The following is a 22,603-nucleotide window of genomic DNA, read 5'->3' on the forward strand; positions in this document are numbered from 1 at the left end:
CATCCCACCCACCCAGAACAGTCACTCCGGGATGACGCAACACGTCGTCACTCTTTCGGAATCCGGCCGCGCAGACACTGTTGACACCCCGCCAACAAGCCTCCAATATCCCTGTCATCGAAGTGATGAGGCCCCCACCATGAGCTACCAACACATCCGGACCTCGGTCTCGGACCGGGTTGCCACTCTCGAGCTGAACCGTCCCGAGGCGCGAAACGGCTTCACCATCACCATGGCGGACGAGCTGGCGGACGCGCTGACCCAGGCGGACGCCAACGAGGACGTGCGCGTGGTCATCCTCACTGGGGCCGGCAAGGACTTCTGTGTGGGCGCGGACCTGAGCGGCCTGTCCTTCGAGGTCGCCAACGGCGGCCTGCCCGAGCCGGGCTGGGTGGAGCCCGCGACGCGGGTGACCCGCCGCCTGTTCTCCCTGCGCAAGCCCGTCATCGCCGCCGTGCGGGGCGCCGCGGTGGGCGTGGGCTCGACGATGCTCCTGCCCGCGGACTTCCGGCTGGCGGCCAAGGACAGCCGCTTCGGCTTCGTCTTCAGCCGCCGGGGCATCTACCCGGAGGGCGGCTCCAGCTGGTTCCTGCCCCGACTGGTGGGCATGGGCCGCGCGCTCGACTGGATGGTGAGCGGCCGGCTCGTCCCCGCGGACGAGGCGCTCGGCGCGGGGCTGGTGCGCTCGCTCCATGAATCCGACGAGGTCCTCGGCGCCGCGCAGGCGCTGGCGCGCGAGCTGGTGGAGACCACCGCGCCCGTGTCCGTGGCCGTCATCCGTCAGTCCCTCTACCGAATGAGCGCCCTGCCCACCCCGGAGCAGGCCTTCTCCCTGGACAGCCAGCTCATCGCGAGCCTGGGACAGAACCCCGACGCCTTGGAGGGCGTGATGGCGTTCCTGCAGAAGCGGCCCCCCACCTTCACGCGCACGGTGGAGCAGGACCTGCCGGGCTTCCTGCCGTGGGGAGAGCGCAAGTCATGAGCCCCTCCCCCGCCCCCCGCTGGAAGCGCCTGGAGCCGGACGAGCGCCGCGAGCAGATCCTCGAGGTCGCCACCCGGCTGTTCGGTGAGCGTCCCTACGCGGACGTCTCCACCACGGACATCGCCAAGGAAGCGGGTGTCGCCCGCGGCCTGCTCAACCACTACTTCGGGCAGAAGCGCGACCTGTACCTCAAGGTCGTCAAGCGCATGCTCCTGATGCCCGGCCTGGAGGAGAAGGTCAGCAACACGGGCACGCTGCGCGAGCGCGTGGAGCGCAGCGTCCGGTGGTACCTGGACACGGTGGCCACCCACGGCAAGACGTACGTGGCCGTCACCGCGGTGGGCGGCATCGGCGCGGACCCGGAGGTCGAGCGCATCATCTCCGCCGCGGACGACGTGGCGGCGGCGAAGACGCTCGAGTTCCTGGGCCTCAAGGTGGAGGTGGGCAGCGACGCGCGCCACCGCGCGATGATGCGCTCCTACTCCGGCATGGTGAAGGCCACCATCCGCGAGTGGATTCGCGGCGGGACGCTCACGCGCGAGGAGGCGCACCTGCTCCTGAGCGAATCGCTCATCACGCTCGTTCGCGACGTCATCCCCCAACTGAAGAACTTGCCGCCCCGCGCGGAGCCGGAAGCCACGCCCGCTCCGTCCGAGGGCCCGAGCGACAAGGAGCCCTGATGAGCCAGAAGCCTCTGTCGGGACGCACGATGTTGATGTCCGGAGGAAGCCGCGGAATCGGCCTCGCCATTGGCGTCGCCGCGGGGAGGCTGGGCGCCAACGTGGTGCTCCTGGCCAAGACGGACACGCCCGACCCCAGGCTCCCGGGCACCGTCCACACGGCGGCCGCGGACATCGAGGCCGCCGGAGGCCAGGCGCTCGCGGTGGTGGGCGACGTGCGCGAGGAGGCGGACGTCCAGCGCGCGGTGGACCAGGCCGTCAAGCGCTTCGGCGGCATCGACTTCTGCGTGAACAACGCCAGCGCGCTGGCGCCGCTGAAGACAGACGAGCTGCCCCTCAAGCGGTTCGACCTGATGCAACAGATCCAGGTGCGCGGCACCTTCCTGCTCACGCGCGCCGCGCTGCCGCACCTCAAGCGCTCCGCGCACGCGCACATCCTGTCGCTGTCGCCGCCCGTCAACCTGGCGCCGCACTGGCTGGGCAAGCACCCGGCGTACACGGTGGCGAAGTATGGGATGACGCTCTTGACGCTGGGCTGGGCCGCGGAGTTCGCCGAGGCGGGCATCGCCGCCAACGCGCTGTGGCCGCGCACGCTCATCGCCACCGCGGCGGTGAAGAACCTGCTCGGCGGGGATGACTCCATGCAGCGCGCGCGCACGCCCGACATCATGGCGGACGCGGCGGTGGCCATCCTCCAGCGCAAGCCGCGCGACTGCACCGGCCACACCTTCATCGACGAGGACGTGCTGCGCGCCGAGGGCGTCACCGACTTCAGCCGCTACGGGGGCGGCGACGACGTCATCCTCGACCTCTACGTCGACCCCTGAGGAGCACCCCACACGCCGCATCCGCAGTCGCCGCGAAACCAGACGCAGGAGGAGTCCATGGGTACGTCGCTCGCAGACCTGGAGGCGCAGTGCCAATCCCTGGCGAACAAGCTCACCCTGCCGCTCTTGCTCAAGCGCAACGCGGACGAGCTCGCGGACGAGCCGGCGCTCACCGCCGGTGACACCACGCTCACCTGGGCCCAGATTCGCGCCCGCACCGCGGCGCTGAGCCGGGGCCTGGGCGCGCTCGGGCTCCAGCGCGGCGAGCGGATGATGATCATGATGTCGAGCCGGCCCGAGCACTGGCTCATCGACTACGCCGCGGCCCACCTGGGCGCCATCCCCTGTACCGCCTATCAAACGCTGAGCACGGAGCAAGTAGGCTACGTCGCGCAGCACAGCGCGGCCACGGTGGTGGTGCTCGAGGGCGCGGAGGAGGTGGCCCGCTGGCGGCCCATCCTCAAGTCGCTCTTCTGCCTCAAGCGCATCGTCGTCATCGACGCAGCCGCCGTGCCCGCCGGAGACGCACTCTATGTCTCCTTCGCTCAGCTGGAGGCGGACGGCGCGGCGCTGCATGAGCAGGCGCCGCAGGTCTTCGAGGACACCTGGAAGCCCATCCGTCCCGAGGACCCCATCGCGATGATGTACACCTCCGGCACCACCGGAGACCCGAAGGGCGTGGTGCTCAGCCATCGCAACGCCTTCTACGAGGCCATCTGCGTGGACGCGGTGGTGCCCACGCCCATGCGCGCGCCGTCCATCGCCTACCTGCCGCTGGCGCACATCGCCGAGCGCGAGCTGGGCCTGTACCGGATGCTCTTCAAGGCGCTGCACGTGCACGTCTGCTCGGACCCGGCGGGCGTGGTGCCGCTGATGGCCAAGGTGCGCCCGCCCGCCTTCTTCGGCGTGCCCCGCGTCTGGGAGAAGCTGGCCGCGGGCCTGCGCGCCAAGCTGGGCACGCTGGAGGCCCCCCGCCGCGACGCCATCATGGGCGCGCACGCGCTCGCGCTGGAGGCCTTCCGCCTGGAGGGCTCCGGCCAGAAGGTGTCCGAGGAGCTGGCCGCCAAGGTCGCCGTGGCGGAGGAGAAGGTGCTCAAGCCCCTGCGCTCCACGCTGGGCCTGGACGCGCTCCAGTGGGCCAGCAGCGGCTCCGCGCCCATCCCCGTGGAGGTGCTGGAGTACCTGGGCGGCTTCGGCATCCGCGTGCTCGAGGTGTGGGGCATGAGCGAGACGACGGGCTGCGCCACCATCAACCTGCCCACCGACTTCCGCGTGGGCTCGGTGGGCCGCCCCGTCCCCGGGCTCGAGCTGAAGCTGGCCTCCGACGGAGAGATCTTCGTGCGCGGCCCCGTGCTGTTCATGGGCTACCTGGCCGGGGACGGGCGCATCGTCAGCGCCACGGACGAGGACGGGTGGCTGGCCACCGGTGACATCGGCACCATCGACGCCGAGGGCTACCTCACCATCACCGACCGCAAGAAGGAGCTCATCATCACCTCGAGCGGGAAGAACATCGCCCCGTCCCGCATCGAGGGCTTGCTGCGCGCCCACCCGCTCGTGGGCCAGGCGCTCGCGATTGGTGATGGCTGGCCGTATGTCACCGCGCTCATCTGCCTGGACGCGGAGGTCGCGCCCGTGTGGGCCAAGGCCCGGGGCCTGCCGCCCATGTCCGTGGCGGAGCTGACGAAGGACCCCGCCATCCGCTCGGAGCTGGAGGCGCTGGTGGCCTCGGTCAACCAGCGGCTGTCGCGCGCCGAGCAGGTCAAGCGCTTCGAGGTCGTCACCGAGACGTGGTCGCCCGCGACGGGCGAGCTCACCCCCACGCTCAAGCTCAAGCGCCGCGTCATCCTCCAGCAGTACGCCGAGCGCATCGCCACCTTCTACGAGAACGCCTGAGCCCCGCCGCCATGCACGCCAGAACCCCCGAGCAAGCCTCGTTCGCCGCGTCCATCGATGCCTTCTGCCGCGCCAGGACGGGCACCCGCGCCCAGCGCGACGCCTTGACCCAGCACGGCGTGGAGGCGCACAACGTCGAGCTGTACGCGCAGATGGCCGAGCTGGGCTGGCTCGGCGTGGGCATCGACGCGGAGTACGGCGGCTCCGGCGGCGGCATGTCGGAGATCTGCCTGTTCGCGGAGCGGACCGCCTACGGGCTCGCGCCGGTGGGCGGCTACGTCACCACCGCCGTCGCGGCCGGGCCCTACGCGAGGTTCGGCACGCCCGCGCAGAAGCAGAAGGTGCTCACGGGAATCACGCAAGGTCGGGTGGAGGCCATCTCCATCTCGGAGCCCGGCGCGGGCTCGGACGCGGCGGCCATCACCTGCCGCGCCGAGCGCGCCTCGGGCGGCTTCGTCGTCAACGGCCAGAAGACGTGGTGCTCCAACGCGCACATCGCCGACCACCTGCTGCTGGTGGCGAGGACGCGCGGCGCGGGCCCTGGCTCGCGCCACGAGGGGCTCACCATGTTCTGCGTGCCCACGAGCACGCCGGGCGTGGAGATCCGCGGCATCCCCACGCTCAACGGCAAGGAGGTCAACGACGTCTACTTCACCGACTGCTTCCTGCCCGAGGACAGCGTGGTGGGCGTGGTGGACCAGGCGTGGCCGCAGCTGATGTCGGGGCTCAACAGCGAGCGGCTCATCCTGGCGGCGACGATGCTGGGCCGGGGGCGGCGCGCGTTCGACGACGCGGTGGCGTACGTGAAGGACCGCAAGCAGTTCGGCAAGTCGGTGGGCTCGTTCCAGGCCCTCAAGCACCGCATCGCGGACCTGGCGCTGGAGCTGGAGTGCAGCGAGCTGCTCCTGTACCGCGTGGCGCAGATGGCGGACGAGGCCCCGGAGAAGATGCTCCCGCGCGAGGCCTCCATGGCCAAGCTGAAGGCCACCGAGACGGCCAAGCGCGTGGCGCTGGAGGGCGTGCAGATGATGGGGGGTTACGGCTACGCCACCGAGTTCGATATGGAATCGCATCTGCGTGCCACGGTGATTTCCACCGTCTATGGTGGCACCAGCGAAATCCAGCGGGACATCATCGGCAAGACGTTCGGACTCTAGACAGCAGTCACGACAGCGCGGAGACAGACAATGACGGCACGTCCTCGGTGGAGCTCCGACGAGCTCGAGCAGGTGCGCGGACTCGCGGCCACCTATTTCACGAAGGAGGTCCTCCCCAACGTGCCCAAGCACGTGGCCCAGGGCTTCCCGGACAAGGCGCTCTACCGCCGGGCGGGCGAGCTGGGCCTGCTGTGCATGTCCATCCCGGAGGCATACGGCGGCGGCGGCGGCACGTTCGCCCACGAGGCCATCCTCCTGGAGGAGCAGGTGCGCGCCGGGGACCCGACGATGGGCTTCGCGGTGCACTCCACCATCGTCGCGCACTACGTGCTCGCGTACGCCTCCGAGGCCCAGAAGCTCAAGTGGCTGCCCAAGCTCGCCAGCGGCGAGTGGGTGGGCGCCATCGCCATGACGGAGCCGGGGACAGGCTCGGATCTGCAGGCCATCTCCACCCGCGCGGTGCGCGACGGCGACTTCTACAAGGTGAGCGGGTCCAAGACCTTCATCTCCAACGGCCGCGTCTGTGACTTCCTCATCATCGCGGTGCGCACCAGCGACGTGAAGGGCCACGCGGGCATCTCCCTGTTGTGTGCCGAGGTCTCCGACACCACGCCCGGCTTCGAGCGGGGCCGCATCCTGGAGAAGCTGGGCGGCCACGGGCAGGACACCACCGAGCTGTTCTTCGACGAGCTCCGGATTCCGGCCGTCAACGTGCTGGGCGGCGCGGAGGGCTCGGGCTTCATCCAGCTGATGCAGCAGCTGCCCCAGGAGCGGCTGGCCACGGCGGTGCTCGCGCAGGCGAGCATCGAGCGGGCCGTGGCGCTCACGGTCGACTACACCAAGCAGCGCCAGGTGTTCGGCAAGCCGCTTTTCGCTCTGCAGAACACGCGCTTCGAGCTGGCGGAATGCGCGACGCTGGGGCGGGTGGGACGGGCGTTCCTCGACGAGTGCGTGGAGAAGCACCTGGCGGGGGAGCTGGACGTGGCGTCCGCGGCCATGGCCAAGTACTGGCTGACGGACCAGGCGAGCAGCGTCGCGGACCGTTGCCTCCAGCTTTTCGGAGGGTATGGGTACATGAAGGAATACCCCATCGCTCACCTGTTCGCGGATACTCGCGTCATGCGCATCTTCGCCGGCGCCAACGAGGTCATGAAGGAACTCGTCGCCCGTTCGCTGTAGACCACTCCCACACCGAATCCCAAGGAGGCTCCCGGTGAGCCAGGAAGCATTCATCTTCGACGCCGTCCGTACACCTCGCGGCAAGGGCAAGAAGGGCGCGCTGCACGGCATCAAGCCCATCTCCCTGCTGGTCGGCCTGGTGGACGCCCTCAAGAAGCGCCACCCCGGCCTGGACCCCAAGCAGATCGACGACATCGTGCTGGGCATCGTGTCGCCGGTGGGCGACCAGGGCGCGGACATCGCGCGCACGCTGGTGCTGGCGGCGGGCCTGCCGGAGACGGTGGGCGGCGTGCAGCTCAACCGCTTCTGTGCCTCCGGCCTGACGGCGGTGAACATGGCCGCGCAGCAGGTGCGCTCGGGCTGGGAGCACCTGGTCATCGCGGGCGGCGTGGAGAGCATGTCGCGCGTGCCCATGGGCTCCGACGGCGGCGCGTGGGCCATGGACCCGGCCACCAACTACGACACGTACTTCGTGCCGCAGGGCATCTCCGCGGACCTCATCGCGACGATGGAGGGCTTCACCCGCGAGGACGTGGACACCTACGCCGCGCAGTCGCAGGCGCGCGCCGCGAAGGCCTGGGCGGAGGGCTACTTCAAGAACTCCGTCATCCCCGTGGTGGACCAGAACGGCCTGGTCGTCCTGGAGCGCGACGAGCATCCGCGCAAGGACACCACCGTCGCGTCGCTGGGGCAGCTGAGCCCGTCGTTCGCCGCCATGGGCGAGATGGGCGGCTTCGACGCGGTGGCGCTGCAGAAGTACCACATGGTGGAGCGCATCGAGCACGTGCACACCCCGGGCAACTCGTCGGGCATCGTGGACGGCGCGGCGCTGGTGCTCATCGGCTCGGAGAAGGTGGGCAAGTCGCTGGGGCTGACGCCGCGCGCGCGCATCGCCGCGGTGGCCACGTCCGGTTCGGACCCGACCATCATGCTGACGGGCCCCATCCCCGCCACGCGCAAGCTGCTCGACATGACGGGCCTGTCGGTGAAGGACATCGACCTGTTCGAGCTCAACGAGGCCTTCGCCTCCGTGGTGCTCAAGTACCAGAAGGACCTGGGCATCCCGAACGAGAAGATCAACGTCAACGGCGGCGCCATCGCCATGGGGCACCCGCTGGGCGCCACGGGCGCGATGATCCTGGGCACCATGGTGGACGAGCTGGAGCGGCGCAAGGCGCGCCGGGCCGTCATCACCCTGTGCGTCGGCGGTGGCATGGGCGTGGCCACCCTCATCGAGCGCGTCTGACCTTTCTGCGCATCCCCTTTCGACCAAGATTCGAGCAAACCCCATGAGCGAGCAGAGCACCATCCGCTGGGACAAGGATGCCGACGGCATCGTCACCTTGACGCTGGATGACCCCAACCAGTCCGCCAACACCATGAACGCCGCGTACATCCAGTCGATGCGCGCGACGGTGGACCGGCTGGTCAAGGAGAAGGCCGACATCAAGGGCGTCGTCATCACCTCCGCGAAGAAGACCTTCTTCGCCGGCGGCGACCTGAACGACCTGTTGAAGATCCGCAAGGAGAACGCGAAGCAGGCGTTCGAGCTGGGCCAGGAGCTCAAGGCGCAGCTGCGCGCCCTGGAGACCCTGGGCAAGCCCGTGGTCGCCGCCATCAACGGCGCGGCGCTGGGCGGCGGCCTGGAGATTGCGCTGGCCTGTCACCGCCGCATCGTCGCGGACGTGAAGGGCGCGCAGATTGGCCTGCCGGAGGTCACGCTGGGCCTGCTGCCCGGCGCGGGCGGCGTGGTGCGCACGGTGCGGATGCTGGGCATCGTGGACGCGCTGATGAAGGTGCTCCTGCAGGGCCAGCGCTACCGTCCCCAGGAGGCCAAGGAGGTGGGCCTGGTGCACGAGGTGGTGGACTCGGTGGAGGCGCTCATCCCCGCGGCCAAGGCGTGGGTGAAGGCGAACCCGAGCTCGCAGCAGCCGTGGGACCAGAAGGGCTACAAGATTCCGGGCGGCACGCCGACGTCCCCCGGGCTCGCGGCGAACCTGCCGGCCTTCCCCGCCAACCTGCGCAAGCAGCTCAAGGGCGCGAACATGCCCGCCCCCCGCGCCATCATGGCGGTGGCGGTGGAGAGCACGCAGGTGGACGTGGACACCGCGTTCACCGTCGAGTCGCGCTACTTCACGGAGCTGGCGACGGGTCAGGTCGCGAAGAACATGATTCAAGCGTTCTTCTTCGACATGCAGCACATCAACTCCGGTGGCGGCCGACCCAAGGGCCATCCGCAGCACACGGCGAAGAAGGTGGGCATCCTGGGCGCCGGCATGATGGGCGCGGGCATCGCCTACGTGTGCGCCAAGGCGGGCATCGAGGTGGTGCTCAAGGACGTGAGCGTCGCCGCCGCGGAGAAGGGCAAGCAGTACTCCGTGAAGCTGGTGGAGAAGGCGCTGGAGAAGGGCAAGACGACGAAGGAGAAGGGCGACGCGCTGCTCGCGCGCATCACCCCCACCCAGGACGCCGCGGCGCTCAAGGGCTGCGACCTGGTCATCGAGGCCGTGTTCGAGGGCGTGGAGCTCAAGCACAAGGTCTTCCAGGAGGTCCAGGACGTGGTGGCGCCCGACGCGGTGCTGGCGTCCAACACGTCCACACTGCCCATCACCCTGCTCGCGGAGGGCGTGAAGCGCTCCGAGGACTTCGTGGGCATGCACTTCTTCTCCCCCGTGGACAAGATGCCGCTGTTGGAGCTCATCGCCGGCAAGAAGACGAGCGACGCGACGCTGGCGAAGGCCATCGACATCGCGGTGCAGATTGGCAAGACGCCCATCGTCGTCAACGACAGCCGCGGCTTCTTCACCAGCCGCGTCATCGGCACGTTCCTCAACGAGGCCATCGCCATGGTGGGCGAGGGCATCTCCCCGGCGTCCATCGAGCAGGCGGGCCTGCAGGCGGGCTACCCCGCGGCGCCCCTGGCGCTGATGGACGAGCTGACGCTGACCCTGCCGCGCAAGATTCGCGAGGAGACGAAGGCCGCCGCGGTGGCCGAGGGCAAGCCGTGGGCGGACCACGGCAGCTACGCCGTCGTCGACTCGCTCATCGACCAGCACGGGCGCAAGGGCCGCTCCACGGGGGCGGGCTTCTACGACTACGTGGACGGCAAGCGCGCGGGCCTGTGGTCGGGGCTGGCGAAGCACTACACCAGGCCGGGCATGACCATCCCCTTCGAGGACATGAAGGACCGGATGCTGTTCGCGGAGGCCATCGACACGGTGCGCTGCTTCGACGAGGGCGTGCTGCGCTCGGCGGCGGACGCCAACATCGGCTCCATCCTGGGCATCGGCTTCCCGGCATGGACGGGCGGCGTGGCCCAGTTCATCAACGGCTACGAGGGGCCCACGGGCACGGGCCTCAGGGGCTTCATCGCCCGCGCGAACGAGCTGGCGAAGCGCTACGGCAAGCACTTCGAGCCGCCCGCGTCGCTCATCCAGAAAGCGGAGCGAGGTGAGCTCCTGAAGTAGCCGCGCATCGCCTTTCGCAAGGAGAAGTCCATGGTCCAGAGCTCCAGTCGCCTCGCCGCCGTACCGCCTCCGCTCGACGCGGGGGCGCTCGTCGAAAAGCAGCGCGCCTATTTCGAGTCTCGCGTGACGCTCCCGCTCGAGTGGCGGCGGGCGCGGCTGGAAGCCCTGGACCGGGTGGTGCGCAAGTACGAGGCGGAGATCCTCGCCGCCCTCAAGGCCGACCTCTCGAAGAGCGCCGAGGAGGCGTATCTGACGGAGGTCGGCAGCATTTATGGAGAGATAAAAGGTGCGCTCAAGCACCTGAAGTCGTGGATGAAGCCGCGCCGGGGCTCGGCGCCCATCGTCATCCAGCCGGCGCGGGCGTACCAATACTCGGACCCGCTGGGCGTGACGCTCATCATCGCGCCGTGGAACTACCCGTATCAGCTGTCCCTCGCGCCGCTCATCGGGGCGCTCGCGGCCGGGTGCACCGCGGTGCTCAAGCCCAGCGAGCTGGCGCCGGCGACGTCGGCGGTGCTGGCGAAGCTCCTGGGTGAGGCCTTCTCCCCGGAGGTCGTCGCCGTGGTGGAGGGCGACGCGGACGCCAGCCGCGAGCTGCTGGCGCAGCGCTGGGACCTCATCTTCTTCACCGGCGGCACCCAGGTGGGCCGCGTGGTGGCCGAGGCCGCCGCCAAGCACCTGACGCCCACGGTGCTGGAATTGGGCGGCAAGAGCCCCTGCATCGTCGACCGGAGCGCGGACCTGGAGGTCACCGCGCGCCGCATCGCCTGGGGCAAGTACCTCAACGCGGGCCAGACGTGCATCGCCCCGGACTACGTGCTGATTCCCCCCGAGCTGAAGGCGCCCTTCACGGAGCTGGTGAAGAAGGCCGTCACCCAGTTCTACGGCCAGGACGCGCGCCAGAGCAGCGACTACGGCCGCATCATCAGCCCCCGGCACTTCGAGCGCGTCCGCGCGCTGGCCGGGCACGGCAAGGTGGCCTTCGGCGGTGAGCACGACGCGGCCAGCCGCTTCTTCGCGCCCACCGTCATCACCGACGCGCCCCTGTCCAGCCCGCTGATGCAGGATGAGATCTTCGGCCCCCTCCTCCCGCTGGTGGACTGCCCGAGCATCGACGAGGCCATCCGCTTCGTGCGCTCGCGCCCCAAGCCGCTCGCGCTCTACAGCTTCTCCAAGGACGCGGCCGTCAACGAGCGGGTCCTGACGGAGACGTCCAGCGGCGGCGCGGTGGTCAACGACGTGTGCGTGCACTTCGCGGCGGAGGGGCTGCCCTTCGGCGGCGTGGGCGAGTCCGGCGTGGGCGGCTACCACGGCCAGGCCAGCTTCGATGCCTTCAGCCACAAGAAGAGCGTGGTGAAGCGGCCCTTCCTGCTGGACCTGGCGATGCGCTACCCGCCGTACGTGGGCAAGCTGGGCCTCTTCAAGCGCCTGATGTAGCCCGACACGACGAGGCCGCCGGGACGCTGCTCCCGACGGCCCGGTTTCCTCCAGGCCTCTCGCGGACGGGCACCCTGCCCCGCCCGCGGGAGGCCTTCGTCGTCACAGCGTCTTCATGTACTCGATGATGGCCCAGCGCTCGCTGTCGGTGAGCGACTGGGTGAAGTCGTGGCCCTCATTGCCGAGCCCGTACAGGTGCGAGTTGAAGATCATGCGCGAGCGGATCTGCTTCTGGGTGATGGGCGGCGGCGACTGGTAGGCCAGCGAGTTGTAGTTGGCGACGGTGTTGGCGATGTTCGCGAACAGGACGTCGTGCGTGGCCATCTCCTGGCTGCAGGGGATGAAGGGGTCATTGGCCGGGCGGTCTCCGCAGGCCAGGGCCTGCACCTTCCAGCCGAGCTTGTTGAAGTCGTACGCCGCGAAGCTCATGTCGTAGCCGGCGTTGGAGCCCAGCGCGTTGCCGGAGACCTGCTGGCGCTTCCAGACCTTGGGGCGATCCGAGGGCTTGAGCACATCCCACAGCGTGGGGACGCTGGAGTTGTGGAAGTACGGCGCGGAGGCCCAGGCGCCGTAGAGCGGCGTGGCGATGTAGCCGAAGGGCTTGATCCAGATGTTCGGCCCCTCCGGCGAGTAGATGGGCCCGGTGCCCCGGTCATATGCGGCGCGCGGCACGCGGCGCAGGGCGCTGGTGATGGGGTCGTCGTAGAAGGGTCCGTGGTCCGGGTGCTGGTCGTTGTAGGCCAGGAAGGACGTGTTCCAGGCGCGGCGCTTGCGCTCGTCCGCCATGAGGTCCTTGCGGGCCGGGTCCGTGCGGATGGTCTCAATCGGGGTGATGACGCCGGAGATGCCCTTGAGGCGCGGGTCCGGGAGGAAGGCGGGGTTGGCGGCGTGGCGCGGCGAGTAGACGCCGTGGCAGCTCGCGCAGGAGCCGTTGCCAGCCTGCTTGGGAATGTTGGCGTTGGCGCCGTTGGCCCACAGGTCGCGCTCGTGGAAGAGGATGGCGCCCTGCTCCGCCAGGGCCGTGTTGATGGGCTTGGGATAGGTGGGCGGCGACAGGGAGACGAAGAAGTTGTCGTTGTCCTCGAACTCGGCGGTGAGGGCGCGACGCTCGGGGGCGGAGCGGGTGATGTTGGCGATGCCGAACGCCATCTCCGAGCGGACGTTGTCGGACGTGAGCGCGCCGTCCCAGAACTGGCGCGTCTTGAAGGCGCGGTACCACCAGTTGGGGGCGCGCGACATGCCACCCGCGTGGGTGGGGAAGTACTCGAGCAGGCTGGGCGCCAGCGACATGGCATCCATGTCGAAGAGCGCGGGCAAGAGGTCCACGATGCCAATGGCGTCGCTCATGCCGCGCCCGACGCTCCACGGCACCGGGACGATCTGGAAGATGTTGCCCACCACGGTGGAGCGGAACATGTCGGACTGGATGAGGCCCGCGTCGATGGCGTCACTGGAGCGGCCCCACAGGAAGGACGACTCCGAGTCGCCCCCCAGCTTCGAGTCATGGCAACCCGAGCAGGAGGAGGCGATGGCGCCCGTCCAGCGGCCGTTGGCGTCGCGCTCCTGGACCATGCCGAGGGGGAGCTGCCCGCTCCCGCCATTGGTGAGGTTGGGGTTCTCCCAGGGGTACGGATAGGGATTGCGGAAGGGGGCCTTCGCCAGGCCGAAGCGCTTGATGATCTGCTCGTCGAAGTCCGACGGGCGCAGCGGGTAACCCCACAGCGTGTACATGTAGTAGTACGCGGACGCCGTGGTGAACGGCTGGAAGTAGGCCCGCGTCTCGATGTTCTTCTTGCCGCGGGCGACGCTGGCCCGGAACTCGCCGCATGTCTTGGGGTTGGGCGGCAGGTTGGAGATGAACGGCGGCGGCGGGGTGTGCAGGTCCACCCAGAAGGCGTTGAACTGCACCGCCGCGCCCGGCTTGTTGACGCCCGGGACGACGAGCGTGCGCGGGTCCACCGGTAGCAGCGTGGAGTCCGGCTTCCCCTCACAGGCCGCCGCGAACGGCGCTCGCAAGGGGGTGCTGTCCAACAACGGCAACTCCGCGGCCGCGGCCTGGGTCACTCCCAGGGCCGCGACGAAGACACTCGACAAAGCCAACGAACCACTGCGGTGCAGTCGCATGAGCGGGCCCTCCTTCGCTTATTAGCAGGATGACAACAAGAGACTTTTTAAGTCTGTCAGTGAAGCGTCTCAATACGCGGCGCGTCACCCTGTGACTGCCAATTGCCAATAAGGCCTCCTCGCCTGCCGAGCAGGTCCCGGAGGCAATCACAACCAAAACAACGACACGGCAAAGAGAGACTCCACCTGAAAGACAGCCACTTCTGTCCATCAGCCGACAGGGCCTGGGCGGACGGCTGGCGCCTCAGGACAGCTCCTCAATTCGTGCATTCCAGGTCATAATGAGAGGACCGCCACGAAGGAGGCTCGCGATGTTCGACGTCATGCAGGTCGCAAGGCAGCTCAAGAGCGCGGTGCTGGCGGACCCCGAGCGTTTCTATTCGAACGAGACGGGTGCATGGGTGGCAGGGCTGCCCAGACCGCAAGAGATTCGCGTCGTCACGGGGCGGGAGCCCTTCTGGATCAACCTGGGCTACTGGCGCGACGTGGAGCGCGTGGACGAGACGAACTGCGAGCGCGTCGGGGATTTGTTCAAAGCCGCACAAGCGCAGATGGCCCACCTGCTCGCGCGCACGGCGCGACTGGGCGAGCGGGACGTGGTGCTCGACTGCGGGTTCGGCTACGCCGACCAGGACATCCTCTGGGCGGAGGAGTACCGCCCCGCCCGAATCGTGGGCATCAACGTCACCCCCAATCAGGTCCGCGTGGGCAAGGAGCGCGTGAAGCTGACGGGATTGGAGGACCGGGTCCGCCTGGAGGTCGGCTCGGCGACGCAGATTCCCTTCGGTGACGGCGAGTTCGACGTCGTCTTCGCGCTGGAGTCCGCGATGCACTTCCGCACGCGCGGCGACTTCCTGCGTGAGGCCTTCCGGGTGCTCAGGCCCGGCGGGCGCCTGGTGATGGCGGACATGTGTCAGAAGACGGACCGCGAGTCCGGCGCGGGCCTGCGCCGACGGCTGCGGCACCGGTACTGGCGCGGACGGATTGCGTTTCCAGAGGCCAACGTCTGGACGACGCAGCGCTATCTCACGGAGCTGAACGCGGCCGGCTTCCACCAGGGGAAGCTGGAGTCCATCGCGTCGGACGTCTACCCGGCCGTCAACACCGCGCTGGCCGCGCTCCGGGGGATGACGGCCGCGGAGCGTCAGCCCGGCAGCGTCACCGTGGCGAAGGTGCGCGAGGACGTGCGGCGCGCCCGCCAGATGGAGTTCGAGCAGCTCCAGTGGCTGACGCTGTTCAACTGCGACGAGTACGCGGTGGTCAGCGCCGAGAAGCCCTGACGCCCACTCGCCCGGAAGTCGCTGGAGGACTTCCGGGCGGGCACCCCGCCTCAGGCGAGCGAGGCGACGTAGAAGTGCGTCGGCAGGTGGACGACGAGCGCCTCGTGAATCTCTCCGCAGACGGCCAGGCCGTCGCGCGGGAAGATGCCGGGAGGCGGCGTGGCGAAGCGGATGGAGGAGCGGCCGCTGTCGAAGATGGTGGCCGCCGCGGTGAAGTCCCCGACGATGACCTGCCCGGGGTCCACCATGCGCGCGCGGGCGATGCGCACGCCCATGCTCGTCAGGTCCGACAACAGCCCGCCCTTGCCCACGAAGTAGCGGTAGTAGTCCGCCGGGTTGACGAGGATGCCGTCCGCGCTGCCGCCCATCTGCTCCACCCTGTCACACGCCGCCAGGAGCGAGGACACGGGGTCCGAGCGCGCCGGCAGCCGAGCGATTCCCGGCGTCTCCAGCAGGCCCCGCACGCGGTCCCCTCCCCGCCCTCTGGCGAGCGCCTGGTTCTCCGCGGTGCACAGCCGCACGAGCAGCCGGAAGTCGATGAACGTCGCCAGCGTCTCCGGGTCGTCCAGGAGCGCGGGCGGGACCTGGATCCACGCCGTGGTGGGCTTGAGCGTCGCGAGGTCCGTGTGGAACTCGAACGCGGCCTCGGGGCGCAGGCCCACGTCCTCCACCTGGACGGTGGGCGGCGACTGGGGCGGCGTCTCGTGCCAGTACTTCACCTTGCCGCCCTCGGCCTTCACCACCTTGAACAGGCCGCGCACCGCGATGCGTGGGCGCCGCTTGAAGCCCGGGAAGGCCTCCGTGATGGTGTGCGAGAACTCCACCGAGGCCTTCGCGCCCTGCGTGGCGACGGCCTGGGCGAAGACCCTTCCGGGTGAGAGGAGCGGCTGCTCCGGGGATTCGTTCGTGCTCATGGCGCTCCCGGGCCTACTCGCCCCAGTCCTCCTCGACCTCGGGCGCTTCCTCGAGCCGGAGCGGATTGAGGCCGACCACCTCGAGCTCTCCGTCACAGCCCGAGCACGTCAACACCTCGCCCTGCACGCGGCCCTCGGCCTCGATGGGCTCCGAACACGTGGGACAGCGGGCCTGCCCGGTCGATTCCGACTGCTTCGTCAGTGCATGCATGCCCTTGCTCCTCTTTTGCTGAATCGGCGCAGTGTGTGAGTCTTCATTCCAGTCGTCAAGACAAGCCCTGAAACACAAGTGAGTGCAGCAAGGCCACATTTCTCAGGTATTTCGGCACGGCGTATCGACGTGCTCACGCGGACACACTCCGAGGGAGTGTCCGGGCGTGGGAACGTTCCAGCGCGTCACGCAGGAGCGTGACGAGGGTGTGAACTCCCGGGGCGCGCAGCAACGCGTAGTGGTCACCGGGCAGCGTGTGGACGACCGCGCCTCCCCTGGCGAGCAGCTCCCATTCGTGCGCGCGAGGCGACTCGGCGGATTCGATGGAGACCAGCGCTCCCGGGTAGGACCTGGGCACGTAGCGCCAGGCGGCGCGGAGGTTGGCTTCGAACACGGCGCGCAGCGCGGCGAGCCCTGTCTCAGGGAGCGCCGAGGCGCGGCGCGCCGCGTCCTCCAGCACGCCCAGCGACTCCTCGGGGGCAAGGCTCGCGAGGACGTCTTCGGAGCACGGCAGCCAGGCTCCCGCCGAGCGCAGCACGTCCCGGAAGAAGAGCGCGCCCACCCGCGCGGGTTCGAGCCAGGACGGGTCCACCGCTCCTCCCGCGTGGGCCCGCGCATAGGTGTCGATGAGCACCAGCAGGTCCACCGACTCTCCGCGCGCCTGGAGCTGCTGGGCCATCTCGAACGCGAGCGTCCCGCCCAGGGACCAGCCCCCGAGCAGGTAGGGGCCCTGTGGCTGCACCGCGCGAATCGCGTGCAGGTAGCGCTCCGCCAGGGCCTCCACGCTGTCGAGCGGCGCGGTCTCCCCATCGAGGCCGGGCGCCTGGAGGCCGAAGAAGGGCTGGTCCGCGCCCAGCAGGTGCGCGAGCTCCGCGTACGCGAGCACGGTGCCGCCCACGGGATGGACGCAGAAGAAGGGGCGCTTCGTCCCGCCGCGCAGTTGGACCAGGGGCGAGCTGGCCGCGGGCGCGCGGCTCGACAGAAGGGCCGCGATGCGCTCGACCGTCGCGCCCTGGAAGAGCGCGGCCACGGGAAGGGCTCGGCCCGTGAGCTCACGAATCCGCGCGAGCAGGCGCATGGCCAGCAACGAGTGGCCACCCAGCTCGAAGAAGTCATCGCGGATGCCCACCGGGTGCACGCCGAGCGTCTCCTCCCAGGCCCGGACGAGCTGGAGCTCCAGTGAGGTCCTCGGAGGAACCCGGGGCGCCGTGTCCCGTCGGGTGACGTCCGCGTCCGGCGTGGGCAAGGCCCGGCGATTCACCTTGCCACTGGGTGACAGGGGCAGCGAGTCCAACATCACGAAGTGGCCTGGAACCATGTGGTCGGGCAGCCGCTCCTGGAGGAAGGCGCGCAGGGCTCTCGACTCGGGCACCGCGCCGTCCGTGCCCACGACATAGGCCACCAGTCGCGACCCCCCCGAGCCATCCGCGCGCGCCTCCACCACGCAGTCCTTCACCAAGGGATGGTGTGCGAGCGCGGCCTCCACCTCCGCGAGCTCGATGCGGTAGCCGCGCACCTTCACCTGTGCGTCGCGTCGTCCGAGGAACTCGAGGGTACCGTCGGAGAGGTAGCGCGCGAAGTCCCCCGTCCGGTACACCCGTGAGCCTGGGGCAAGGCCCACCGGGTCCGCGACGAAGCGCTCCGTCGTCAGGTCCGGACGGTGGAGGTAGCCGCGCGCCAGCGCCGCGCCGCCGAGATACAGCTCGCCGGGGACACCCGGAGGAACCGGAGTGCCTCGCGCATCGAGCACGTGCACACGCGCATTCGAGATGGGACGACCGATGGGCGGAAGGTCCGGCCAGGACGCGGGGTTGCCCTCCAACGTGTGGGCCGTCACCACGTGGGACTCCGTGGGCCCGTAGTGGTTGTGCAACACGCAGCCCGGCAGGCGGCCGATGAAGCGCCGCAGCGCGGGGGTCACTCGGAGCTGCTCTCCGGCCGTGATGATTTCGCGCAGTCGACCCGGCGCCAGCCCGTCCCGGTCCGCCACCTCGGCGAGGTTCTGGAGCGCGACGAAGGGGAGGAACAGCCGCTCGACGCCCTGCTGCTCCAGGTGCTCCAGCAGGGCACGTGCGTCCAGCCGCAGCTCCTCGGGGATGAGCACCAGCTCCCCGCCGGCCGCCCAGGTGGAGAACAGCTCCTGGAAGCAGACGTCGAAGCTCAGCGCGGAGAACTGGAGCGTGCGCCCCTGTGGCAGGCGCGAGGCGCCGAGCTGCCACTGCACCAGGTTGAGCAGGGGCCCATGGGGCATGGCCACGCCCTTCGGGTCTCCCGTCGATCCCGAGGTGTAGATGACATAGGCGAGCGACTCCGGCCCCGCCAGTGGCGGGAGGTCCTCCGGGTCCTCGTCCTCGAAGCGCGCCACCTCCGTGTCGAGCAGCAGCCTCTGTGCCGCCCCGTCCGGCACGAGGTCGGCGAGGGAGGACTGCGTGAGCAACCACGGCGCCCTGGAGAAGCGGAGCATCCACGCGAGGCGCTCACGCGGATACGACGGGTCCAACGGGACGTAGGCGCCGCCCGCCTTGAGGATGGCGAGCACACCGACGGCGAGGTCCAGGGAGCGACGAACGCACAGCCCCACCGGCACATCGGGGCCCACCCCTTCCCTGCGAAGGAGCCTCGCCAGCCGGTTCGCGCGCTGGTTCAGCTCGCCGTAGGTGAGCACGTGCTCCCCGAAGCGGACCGCCACCGCGTCGGGAGTGCACTCGGCCTGCTCCTCGAAGAGCGCACTCACCTGGCACACGGATGGCGGTGGCGCCTCGGTAGCGTTCCACTCCACCAGCAGCCGGTGCCGCTCGGACTCGGCGAGCAGCGGCAGCGTCTCCACGTCCTGCGCGGGCTGGGCGAGCGAGGACTGGAGCAACCGGAGGTAGTGCCCCGCCATCCGCGACACCGTCTCCTCGTCGAACAGGTCCGTGTTGTATTCCCAGGACGTCACCAGCGACTGGGGCTGTTCCTGGACGAACAGCGTGAGGTCGAACTTCGACATGCCCGGCTCGAAGGCGAGGCTCTCGACGCCGAGCCCCTGGAGCGACATCGGCACCGTGGGGCCCGGCATGACGAACATGACCTGGAAGAGCGGTGAGCGGCTCAAATCCCGGCTCGGCTGCAGCGCGTCCACCAGCTGCTCGAAGGGCACGTCCTGGTGCGCGAACGCTCCCAGGCATGCCTTCCTCACCCTCTTCAGCAGCTCCCCGAAGCTCGCACCTCCCGACTCCACCCTCACCACCAACGTGTTCACGAAGAAGCCGACCAGCTCCTCCACCTGCCTCCAGTTCCTTCCCGATATCGGCGTCCCCACCACCACGTCGCTCTGTCCGCTGTAGCGTCCCAGCAACACCTGGAACGCCGCCAACAGCGTCATGTACAGCGTGACCCCTTCCTTCCGGCTCAGCTCCCGCAGCGCGCCCGCCAGCTCGGTAGGAATCCGGAGCGACAGGTGCGCTCCGTTGAAGGACTGCACCGCGGGACGCGGCTTGTCGGTGGGCAGCTCCAACACCGGCGGCGCTCCCGCCAGCTGCTCCTTCCACCACCCCAGCTGCTTCTCCAGCACCTCCCCCTTCAGCCACTCCCTCTGCCATCTCGCGTAGTCCGCGTACCGCACGTCCAACGGTGTGCGCTCCACCGACTCCCCTCGCACCCTCGCCCCGTACCCCTCTCCCAGCTCCTTCTCCAGCAGCCCCACCGACCACCCGTCGAACACGATGTGATGCACCACCCACACCAGCACGTGTTCTTCATCCCCCACCTTCAACACCTTCGCCCTCAACAGGGGTCCCCTCTCCAGGTCGAACGGACGCTGGGCTTCCTCCTCCACCCTTTCCAGCACTTCCGCCGCGGCCACGGGCTCCACCGTCAGCGACAGCTCCACGTCCTCGTGGATTCGCTGCACCGGTTTCCCGTCCACCTCACCGAAGGTCGTCCGCAAGGACTCGTGCCTTCTCACCACGTCACGGAACGCGCCCTCCAGCGCGCCCACGTCCAGCAGGCCCGTGAGCCGCACCGCGAAGGGCATGTTGTACGAGAACCCTTCCGCATCGAGCTGCGAAAGGAACCACAGTCGCTGCTGCGCGAAGGACTGCTCCACCACGCCGTTGTGCGGTCTCCGGGTCAGCGCGGGGGGAGGTGCTCCTCTCGCTTCCTCGAGGACATCCTCCAGGTGCTCGGCGAGCTGCGCCACCGTGGGCGATTCGAAGAGCACACGGACGGGGAGGTCTCGCCCCACCACGTCCTTCAAGCGGGACACCGCCTGGGTCGCGAGCAGCGAGTGCCCACCCAGCTCGAAGAAGTGTGCCTCCACGCCCACGCGCTCCAAGCCGAGCAGCGGACCAAACACCTCCGCGACGACCCGCTCCATCGCCGTGCGTGGCGCCACGTCGCCACCGCGTGACTCCTCCACGCGCGGCACCGGCAACGCCTTGCGGTCCACCTTCCCCGTCGGGGCAATCGGCAACGCAGGGAGCGCGACGAAGGCCGAGGGCACCATGTACTCGGGCACCTTCGCCTGCAGGTGCGCGCGCAGCTCCGCCGGGGTCAGCGTGTGTCCATCCTGGAACACGACGTAGCCCACCAGGCGCCGGTCTCCCGGCACGTCCTCGCGCACCACCGCCACCGCGTCCCGCACACCGGGCAGCGCTCGCAGCACCACCTCCACCTCGCCCAGCTCGATGCGGAAGCCCCGCAGCTTCACCTGTCCATCCAGGCGCCCGAGGAACTCCAGGTCCCCGTCCGCCAGCCACCGCGCCCGGTCTCCCGTGCGGTAGTAGCGCTCACCCGACGTGCCCTCGAGCGTGTCCGGGAGGAACCGGTCCGCGGTCAAATCGGGGCGACCATGGTAGCCGTGCGCCAGACTCGCGCCCGCGACGCCCACTTCACCCGGGACACCGATGGGACAGGGCTCGCCGTTCGCGTCCAACACGTACAGGCGCACGTTGGTGATGGGCACGCCCACCGGCGGAAGCGCGGGCCACGAGGAGGGAGGTCCCGAGGCCCGCCACGCGGTGACGACATGCGCCTCCGAGGGCCCGTACTGGTTCTCCAGCACGCATCCCGGGAGCCGCTCGAAGAAGGCCACGAGCGCGGGCGTCACCTGGAGCTGCTCTCCCGCTGTCACCACCTCCGTCAAGGGAGGCAGCACCTCCTCGAACGCAGCGGCGTCGCAGACCGCCTGGAGCGCGACGAAGGGGAGGTAGAGCCGCTCGACCTGGTGACGCACCATGTACCGGAGCATCGCGCCAGGGTCCTGTCGCAGCGCCGGGGTGATGAGCAGGACGCGGCCACCCAGACACCAGGTGCCGAACAGCTCCTGGAAGGAGACGTCGAAGTTGAGCGAGGCGAACTGGAGCGTCGTCGCGTCCGGCTTCACCGTCCGCTTCAGCAACCACCAGAGCATGTTGCCCACCGCGCGGTGGGACATGACGATGCCCTTCGGTCGCCCCGTGCTCCCGGACGTGTAGACGAAGTAGCAGTTCGTCTCCACGGAGAGGTCCACGCAAGGCGCGCTCGTGGGGCGGCGCGAGATGGCGGCGGCCTCGTCCTCCAGGCTCAACACCCGCGCCGACGTCCCCGAGGGCAGCGCGGAGACCAGGTGCGCCTGCGCCACCACCACCGGCGCCTCCGTGTCCTCCAACATCAGCCGCAGTCGCTCGGTGGGCCACGTCGGGTCCAGGGGCAGGAAGGCCGCTCCGGCCTTGAGGGTGGCCAGCACCGCCACGGGCATCTCGAGGCTGCTCCGGTCCAGGCACAGCCCCACCGAGCCGTTGGGCGGCACCCCCAACGCCACCAGGTGGTTCGCGAGCTGGTTCGCGCGCGCGTCCAGCTCCGCGTACGTCAGCGAGCGCGTGCCGTCCGTCACCGCCTCCGAGTGAGGCGTCCGCGCCACCTGGGCCTCCACCCATTGGTGCATCAGGCCCGGCACATAGGTGGCGTCGTGACGCGCGCCCCACTCCGCCAGCAGGTGCCGACGCTCCGTCGCATCGAGCAACGGCAGCGCGGAGATGCGCTGCTCCGAGGACTCCACCACCGCGTCGAGCAAGCGTCCGTAATGGCCCGCCATCCGCGACACCGTCTCCTCGTCGAACAGGTCCGTGTTGTATTCCCAGAACGTCACCAGCCCGCGCGGCGTCTCCCACGCGAACAGCGTGAGGTCGAACTTCGACACGCCCGGCTCGAAGTCGAGCTCCTCCGAGGTGACTCCTTCGAGCGCCAGGGGCGCCAGCTCGCCGGGCATGACGAACATGACCTGGAAGAGCGGTGAGCGGCTCAAATCCCGGCTCGGCTGCAGCGCGTCCACCAGCTGCTCGAAGGGCACGTCCTGGTGCGCGAACGCCCCCAGGCACGCCCTCCTCACCCTCCCCAGCAGCTCCCTGAAGCTCGCCCCTCCCGTCTCCACCCTCACCACCAACGTGTTCACGAAGAAGCCGACCAGCTCCTCCACCTGCCTCCAGTTC

14 protein-coding genes are annotated in these 22,603 nt (G+C 69.5%); 10 read left to right on the plus strand and 4 right to left on the minus strand.

Going from position 1 to position 22,603, the window contains the following annotated elements; translation table 11 throughout:
- The first annotated feature begins 139 nt into the window (after positions 1–139).
- From FL311_RS24855 to FL311_RS24895, 9 genes are read left to right on the plus strand one after another with little or no spacing between them, the layout of a single operon-like run.
- Positions 140–982, plus strand: coding sequence for an enoyl-CoA hydratase-related protein (locus tag FL311_RS24855; protein WP_141328607.1), 843 nt, complete (start codon positions 140–142; stop codon positions 980–982).
- Positions 979–1,662, plus strand: a complete 684-nt coding sequence (locus FL311_RS24860; protein WP_141328609.1) for a TetR/AcrR family transcriptional regulator — start codon at positions 979–981, stop codon at positions 1,660–1,662. The genes FL311_RS24855 and FL311_RS24860 overlap by 4 nt, the downstream gene beginning before the upstream one ends.
- Positions 1,662–2,489, plus strand: coding sequence for an NAD(P)-dependent oxidoreductase (locus tag FL311_RS24865; protein WP_141328611.1), 828 nt, complete (start codon positions 1,662–1,664; stop codon positions 2,487–2,489). Before FL311_RS24860 ends, FL311_RS24865 begins: the two co-directional genes overlap by 1 nt.
- 57 nt (positions 2,490–2,546) lie before the next feature.
- Positions 2,547–4,385 (plus strand): long-chain fatty acid--CoA ligase, encoded by a 1,839-nt coding sequence (locus FL311_RS24870; RefSeq protein ID WP_141328612.1) that lies wholly within the window; start codon positions 2,547–2,549, stop codon positions 4,383–4,385.
- 11 nt (positions 4,386–4,396) lie between these two features.
- Complete coding sequence (locus tag FL311_RS24875) at positions 4,397–5,542, plus strand: acyl-CoA dehydrogenase family protein (protein ID WP_141328614.1); 1,146 nt, start codon at positions 4,397–4,399, stop codon at positions 5,540–5,542.
- 30 nt (positions 5,543–5,572) lie between these two features.
- Entirely contained in the window at positions 5,573–6,721 is a 1,149-nt protein-coding gene (locus FL311_RS24880; RefSeq protein WP_141328616.1) for an acyl-CoA dehydrogenase family protein, read from the plus strand.
- A gap of 34 nt (positions 6,722–6,755) precedes the next feature.
- Complete coding sequence (locus tag FL311_RS24885) at positions 6,756–7,967, plus strand: acetyl-CoA C-acetyltransferase (protein ID WP_141328618.1); 1,212 nt, start codon at positions 6,756–6,758, stop codon at positions 7,965–7,967.
- A 43-nt stretch (positions 7,968–8,010) separates the two neighbouring features.
- The gene (locus FL311_RS24890) at positions 8,011–10,188 is read left to right on the plus strand and encodes a 3-hydroxyacyl-CoA dehydrogenase NAD-binding domain-containing protein (protein ID WP_141328620.1); all 2,178 of its coding nucleotides are present in this window, start codon (positions 8,011–8,013) and stop codon (positions 10,186–10,188) included.
- A gap of 30 nt (positions 10,189–10,218) precedes the next feature.
- The gene (locus tag FL311_RS24895) at positions 10,219–11,625 is read left to right on the plus strand and encodes an aldehyde dehydrogenase family protein (RefSeq protein ID WP_141328622.1); all 1,407 of its coding nucleotides are present in this window, start codon (positions 10,219–10,221) and stop codon (positions 11,623–11,625) included.
- A 102-nt stretch (positions 11,626–11,727) separates the two neighbouring features.
- Here FL311_RS24895 and FL311_RS24900 read toward each other — a convergent pair whose 3' ends face one another.
- The gene (locus FL311_RS24900; RefSeq protein ID WP_228557055.1) at positions 11,728–13,749 is read right to left on the minus strand and encodes a hypothetical protein; all 2,022 of its coding nucleotides are present in this window, start codon (positions 13,747–13,749) and stop codon (positions 11,728–11,730) included.
- 311 nt (positions 13,750–14,060) lie between these two features.
- Here FL311_RS24900 and FL311_RS24905 point away from each other — a divergent pair, with 311 nt between their 5' ends.
- Complete coding sequence (locus tag FL311_RS24905) at positions 14,061–15,029, plus strand: cyclopropane-fatty-acyl-phospholipid synthase family protein (RefSeq protein WP_141328624.1); 969 nt, start codon at positions 14,061–14,063, stop codon at positions 15,027–15,029.
- A 50-nt stretch (positions 15,030–15,079) separates the two neighbouring features.
- Here the strand turns inward: FL311_RS24905 and FL311_RS24910 are convergent, their stop codons facing one another.
- The 3 genes from FL311_RS24910 to FL311_RS24920 all read right to left on the minus strand — a co-directional run bounded on the left by FL311_RS24910 (position 15,080) and on the right by FL311_RS24920 (position 22,590).
- Positions 15,080–15,943 (minus strand): family 3 encapsulin nanocompartment shell protein, encoded by an 864-nt coding sequence (locus tag FL311_RS24910; RefSeq protein ID WP_141328626.1) that lies wholly within the window; start codon positions 15,941–15,943, stop codon positions 15,080–15,082.
- A 13-nt stretch (positions 15,944–15,956) separates the two neighbouring features.
- A complete protein-coding gene (lysW, locus tag FL311_RS24915) occupies positions 15,957–16,154 on the minus strand; it encodes a lysine biosynthesis protein LysW (protein ID WP_046714639.1) in 198 nt (65 codons plus the stop codon).
- 133 nt (positions 16,155–16,287) lie between these two features.
- Entirely contained in the window at positions 16,288–22,590 is a 6,303-nt protein-coding gene (locus tag FL311_RS24920) for a non-ribosomal peptide synthetase (protein WP_228557056.1), read from the minus strand.
- Positions 22,591–22,603 lie beyond the last annotated feature (13 nt).

Source organism: Myxococcus sp. AB025B, assembly GCF_006518215.1.
Classification (GTDB): domain Bacteria; phylum Myxococcota; class Myxococcia; order Myxococcales; family Myxococcaceae; genus Myxococcus; species Myxococcus fulvus.